Below are 2,544 nucleotides of genomic sequence, written 5' to 3'. Positions count from 1 at the left end.
GAGAACGAGCAGGGGAGCTAGTTGGTAACTTGTTTGCCTCTCTTTACAGAGTTCGATAGTCTCAAGAGCTTCTTGGATGGCTTCATTATATTTTTCCTTTGATACTAGGTAGTGAGCGTAGTTGTAACGAACTCTGATGTAGCCAAATAAAAACTCTTGATGCTCAAAATTTTTTGTCTGATATAACTCCATCAAATGAGAGTAGTTTGCCTCATATTCTTGTTCAAGACCCACTAAGGAATAGAAATTAGATAGAGTATTCAACGCCTTTAAATAAATCAGAGTATTTGAAGAGACTTTTAATAATATATTTTCCAATGACGAAATTGCCTCACACTTACTGTCATATTGATAGAAGTCAATTATAGATTTAATCCATTCAAGGTAAGTTCGGTCTTCTAATGTTAGAAAAGTGCTTCGTTCTACCTCTATTTTATAAAGATATTCTAAATCGTCATAATTTCTGTCATCTAATAGGCGAGCAGATAGATGTTTGAAATTAGAGAGGTTAGACTTAACTTCGATTTGTTCATTGAAAAAGTAATCCAAAGGGACTTCAAGTCGTTGAGAGAGTTTGAATAACAAGTCTGCGGAGGGAATAAAATGACCTCTTTCAATTTTACTAATCTGGCTTTGTTCACAAATTCCTTCTGCAAGAGTTTGTTGGGAGAGTCTCAACTCTTTTCTTTTCAATCTGAATTTTTCTGCGAGTGTATTCATTAAAAATAATAAACCTTCCTATTTGCTTAATTTCATTATAAAATTTTTAGTTCAAAATAGCAAGTTAAAGGAATAAATAATTCTTTATGGTAATAACAAGAAAAAAAAAGTTAAAAATTACATAAAAATACTTGACTAAATAAAATATATCTGTTAGAATAAAAAGAAAGGGGTTTCATTGCATGAGAAAAAACGTGGAATTAAAAAATTAGTTACATTTGCATTGCTAGGTGTTTTTATGTTTAGTAATACAATTCCTTACCAACAGTTTATTCAGAAGAATAGACAATTGGAGATTCGAGTGCAATCACAAAAGAAGTCCAATGGTCTTGATGTTGGGAAGGCTGATTAAAGAATAATGGAATAGAATTAGTCTCTAGTATATTCGCTTTTATTATTCATTAAAAATTGTAGGGGCAAGTTTGAAAAAATAAAAGTTAGTTGATTGATTACTTCTCTAAATTTTGGGCACACTAAAAAGAGGTCTTGATACCCAACCTTTAAAATTAAAGCACCTTGAATCCGTGCTGTTGTGCAAAACGAACGGCATCTTGGACAGACATTGTCTTATCTGAATTTCTTATTTCTGTAAGACCTTGTAATCTTGGATTATAACTCTCCTATTTTAAAAGTACGTGGTAGATGGCAACCAATAATCTGCGACAGATAGCGATGATAGCTTTTCGATGCCATATAAATAATTTTTAACATGAGGGGGCTCCCTTCATAAAATTTGAGTCTGCCTATCCCTTGACTATTCTTTCCTTTCACAAACGAGTCGCTTATTCAATTATAAGTTTACGTGCTCTTAGTCACAGTTCTTGTGCTTGATGGAAAGAATGACACCTATAAAAATGCGAGGTAGTGGCTGTACCACTCACTTATTCACCTCCCCGTGATTTGTAGTAGTGATAGGCTTTCTCACTGTTATTATAAAACAAAGAGCACAACACTTTTTCATTCTGTGTTGTGCCTTGAGTGAAACGAAAGGAATGAATTATAAAAATGAAGAAAACATTTTATCGCAAATTCGGTATTTCAATTATTGCTAGTACTTTATTAGCTAGCCAGCTATCGACAGTATCTGCTTTGACTGTTATTTCAAGTACAGGCGAGGAGTATGAGGTAAGTGAAACATTACAAGAGAGTCCAGGAACTAATAATTTTTCACTTCCCGATGTTTCACCGACTTATGGTCAATATTATACAAATCAGTCAGAAGTCATTATTGGTAAAAATGATTTAGTTAAGGTAAAAAATACTTTACAATATCCTTACTCTACATCAGCTTATGTAGAGTAAGAATTTCGTGGTGTGAAAAATGGTAAAGATGTAACTTATCGAGGGAGTGCCAATTTTATAAAGGATAATGTCCTTATTACTGCTGCTCATAATATTTATAAACATGAGTTTGGTAAAGATGCAGAAGAACTATATGTTACTCCTGCTCGTACTCCAAATAGTGTGCCGTTTGGTCGGATAAAAGTAAAAGAAGCTCGCTATTTAAAAGAATTTCGAAATACTGATCCAGATGAGCTTACTACCTATGACTTAGCAGTTTTAATTTTGGAAGAACCGATTGGCGCTCAATTGGGGACGTTAGGACTTCCCAATAATTTAGAAAATACTAAAAATCTAGATGTAACAGTTACGGGATATTCTGCTGTTAATAAGGATATTAAGCAGATGTATACTGATACAAAAACGATACTTCAAGATACAAATGATTTTTTATTCTATCAAGTAGATACTTTGCGTGGTGCAAGCGGTTCAGCAGTATATGATTCTACCAATAGGGTTGTCGGAGTTCATACCAATGGGAGT

Annotated in this window: 2 protein-coding genes and 2 pseudogenes; 2 read left to right on the top strand and 2 right to left on the bottom strand. The window is 33.4% G+C overall.

Annotation, left to right across the window (positions count from 1 at the left end; all coding sequences use genetic code 11):
* On the bottom strand, positions 1-720 hold a 720-nt coding region (locus tag HT688_RS06580; protein ID WP_172923666.1), incomplete at its 3' end, for a helix-turn-helix domain-containing protein.
* Between the two features lie 178 nt (positions 721-898).
* Here HT688_RS06580 and HT688_RS12035 point away from each other — a divergent pair.
* Positions 899-1,072 (top strand): PhrA family quorum-sensing system peptide, encoded by a 174-nt coding sequence (locus HT688_RS12035; RefSeq protein ID WP_050208810.1) that lies wholly within the window; start codon positions 899-901, stop codon positions 1,070-1,072.
* Between the two features lie 154 nt (positions 1,073-1,226).
* Here HT688_RS12035 and HT688_RS12030 read toward each other — a convergent pair.
* Positions 1,227-1,409, bottom strand: a pseudogene (locus tag HT688_RS12030) (IS110 family RNA-guided transposase); the annotation flags it as partial.
* Between the two features lie 316 nt (positions 1,410-1,725).
* Here HT688_RS12030 and HT688_RS12025 point away from each other — a divergent pair.
* Positions 1,726-2,544, top strand: a pseudogene (locus HT688_RS12025) (trypsin-like serine peptidase); the annotation flags it as partial.

This window comes from Streptococcus sp. 1559, assembly GCF_013276735.1.
In the GTDB taxonomy this organism is placed as follows: Bacteria; Bacillota; Bacilli; order Lactobacillales; family Streptococcaceae; genus Streptococcus; species Streptococcus pseudopneumoniae.
Note: the sequence above shows the minus strand (reverse complement) of the source record. Positions and strands in the feature narration are given on the sequence as shown.